Annotated in this window: 4 protein-coding genes; 2 read left to right on the top strand and 2 right to left on the bottom strand. The window is 65.9% G+C overall.

The genetic code is table 11. The features are described from left to right. Together AC1DT3_RS16650 and AC1DT3_RS16655 are read left to right on the top strand one after the other, a co-directional pair. Positions 1–637: exodeoxyribonuclease VII large subunit (locus tag AC1DT3_RS16650; protein ID WP_477466354.1), on the top strand; the 637-nt coding region annotated here is incomplete at its 5' end. Positions 638–665: 28 nt separating this feature from the next. Continuing rightward, the gene (locus tag AC1DT3_RS16655) at positions 666–887 is read left to right on the top strand and encodes a DUF2093 domain-containing protein (RefSeq protein ID WP_477466355.1); all 222 of its coding nucleotides are present in this window, start codon (positions 666–668) and stop codon (positions 885–887) included. Here AC1DT3_RS16655 and lpxK read toward each other — a convergent pair. Continuing rightward, positions 884–1,900, bottom strand: a complete 1,017-nt coding sequence (gene lpxK, locus AC1DT3_RS16660) for a tetraacyldisaccharide 4'-kinase (RefSeq protein ID WP_477466356.1) — start codon at positions 1,898–1,900, stop codon at positions 884–886. The two genes, AC1DT3_RS16655 and lpxK, sit on opposite strands and share 4 nt — an antisense overlap. Continuing rightward, positions 1,900–3,019 (bottom strand): 3-deoxy-D-manno-octulosonic acid transferase (locus tag AC1DT3_RS16665; protein ID WP_477466357.1); only part of this gene is annotated, 1,120 nt, incomplete at its 5' end. The genes AC1DT3_RS16665 and lpxK, both read right to left, overlap by 1 nt.

Consider the following 3,019-nt stretch of genomic DNA (forward strand, 5'->3'; position numbering starts at 1 on the left):
GCCGACACCGGATGCACTTTTCGCACCCRAGCGACAAAGGCTCGATCTGGCTGCGGCGAAGCTGGGACCGGCTCTGTCGCGCAATGCGCGCGATCACGAGAACAAGTTGAACGAAGCGGCACGTCGCCTGGCGCGATTTTCGCCGGCTTCACGGATCGCGGCCTTGCGCGCGCGTTTCGATGCGCTCGGCGAGCGGCCGCGCCATGCAATGGATCGCACGCTCGGCCAGCACGCCGCACGGCTCGATCAGTTGCGTCAAAGGTTGGCTGCGGCGCGAGGCACCATGGTCCGCGCCGAGATCACGCGGATCGGACAAAAGCGCGAACTGGTGCAGCGGTTGAGCGAACGTCTCGATCCCGCGTTGGCGGGGCAGATCGCGCGCAAGCGCAACCGCTATGACGCGCTGGTGCAACTCTTCGACAGCTTGAACTACAAGGCAGTCCTGGCGCGTGGATACGCGCTCGTCCGCGACGCGGATGGCCAGCCTCTGCATGGATTCGACGAGATTACGGAAGGAAGGGCGTTGCTGCTCGAATTCGCCGACGGGACCGCGGAGGCGACCGGCGGGCGCGGGCAGGTCAAGCCCAAGGCGGCGAAAACAAAAACGCCACCGACCGAACAGGGTGCTTTGTTCTGACGGCCGCTGCTCCTATATTGTCATCATCATGCTGAACCGTTTCGACAGCCATGGCGGCGAGGCCGTCGTCCAGTATCTCGACAGCGATTTTCGCGTCGTGAAGCCGGGGACGTTCGTGCGGTGCGCCGTTACGGGTGAGGAAATTCTTCTCGACGATTTGAAGTACTGGAGCGTCGAGCGGCAGGAGGCGTATTCCTCGCCGGAGGCGGTGAGCACGCGCCTGGGCCGCACGCCCCGCAGCCGAGACTAGTCGGTCCGCATTCGCTCGGCTTTGCCGATGCGCGCCAGAACGAGATCGCGAAACGCCTTACTGTCAGCGACCTGTAGCGAGACCGGCAGCGATAGGATTTCGGAGTTCGGCCGGTTGTTCGGTTCGCGGCCGATCCGCACCAGGTCCTTTTCAGTCGTCACGAGAGTGAGGCCGCGTTGTTCTGCTTCCGACGCCAATTCACGCAGTGTCTGCGCGTCGTAGGGCTGGTGATCCGGAAAGGCGCGCGTTGCCACGATGATGGCCCCGCACGCTCGAAGCGTGTCGAAGAATTTTTCCGGTCGGCCAATTCCAGCAAACGCAAGAACGTGGCGCCCGCTCACCTGCGCCGCCGCACGCGGCTCGGGAACGAGGGCCGCGCGAAAAGACGGTTTCTCTCGCCGCCGCGCTTCGGCGATGACAGCCTCGCCCGGCGCGCCGTCGCCGATCACGACGACCGCATCCACGTGCGGCCATTGCGCATCGAGCGGAGCCCGTAAGGGACCTGCGGGAAGCGGCAGCCCGTTCCCGATTCCGGTGGCACCGTCCACAACCGCGATCGCCAAATCCTTCACGAGCGATGCGTTCTGCAATCCGTCATCCATCACGATCGCCGTAGCGCCGATCGCGCTTGCCAGCCTGGCGCCGGCTGGACGGTCGCGCGAGACGATCGCGAGCGCCGCACGAACCAGAAGCAAAGGCTCGTCGCCCACGTCGCGCGCGTCGTGCGTGCTCGCAACCGCGACCGGGCCCGCCAGCTTTCCGCCGTAACCTCGCGATAGGAACGCGGGTTTTTCCCCCGATGCCGACAAGCATTCCGCGACGAGCAGGGCCGTCGGCGTCTTGCCTGCGCCGCCTGCGGTGAAATTGCCGATGCAGATGACGGGGAGGGCGGCTTTCGCGCCGCGCCGCGCCATGCGGTGCGCGGCGATGGATCCGTAGATCCAGGCGATCGGGCGCAGCAAAGACGATAGAAAAGTGGGCTTGCTCCGCCACCAAAAGGCGGGCGCGCGCATCAGCGTTTCGCCCCGATCTTGGCTTGCACGATGAACGGTTCGATCGTTTGCATCGTGCGCTCGACCGCGCCACCCATTTCCTGCACGGCGTCCGAGGCTGCACGCGCCATCTGTCGCGTGATCGCGGTGTTGGTGAGAAGCTGGCTCAAGGCGCGAGCGAGCGCCGAGCTGTCTTTCACGAGAAGCGCGCCACGCGCGTTGTCGAGGGCGGTGTAGATGTCCCTGAAATTGTGCACGTGCGGTCCGTGGAGGATTGCAGCACCGAGCTTTGCCGGTTCGATCGGGTTCTGGCCGCCATGCTCGACGAGCGAGCCGCCGACCAGCACCACGGGCGACAGGCGGTACAACAATCCCATCTCTCCCACCGTGTCGGCGACATAGACGTCTGTCGCCCGGTCGGGATGGATCCCTGCGGAGCGTTGCGCAGCGCGAAGGCCTGCGCGTTCTGCGATCGCCGCCACGTCGGCGCCGCGCTGGGGATGGCGCGGTGCGATGATGGTGAGGAGATTCGGGTGGCGCTGCAGGAGCGCCCGATGGACCGCCACGATAGCGGTTTCCTCGCCCGGATGAGTACTGGCGGCAACCCAGACGGGCCGGCCRGCGATGAGGCCCGACAGGTGTGCGACCACCCGGGGATCGGCCGGCGGCGGCGGCGCGTCGAATTTCAAATTGCCCGCCATGATCACGCGCGGCGCGCCCAACCGCGCGAGCCGCTCGGCGTCTCCTTGCGTCTGAGCAAGGCATAGGGCGAAGCGCTCGAGCAGGGATCGGATGATCCCGGGCAGTTTCTGCCAGCGTCGGAACGAGCGATCGGAGACGCGGCCGTTGACCAGGACGAGCGGAACGTGACGACGGTCGAGCTCGACGACCATGTTCGGCCAGATCTCCGATTCTGCCACCAGGGCGAGATCCGGTTTCCAGTGATCGAGAAAGCGCCGGTTGTAGCGTGGTACGTCGAGGGGCACGAATTGATGGAACGCACCGGGCGGCAGGCGGCGTGAGATCAGACCCGCCGACGTGCGGGTTCCGGATGTGACGAGAACCGAAAGACCGCGCTGCGTCAGCCGCTCGATGATCGGGATCAGGGAGAGGGTCTCACCGATGCTTGCGCCGTGCACC

It is taken from the genome of Microvirga sp. P4_G7, assembly GCF_056401005.1.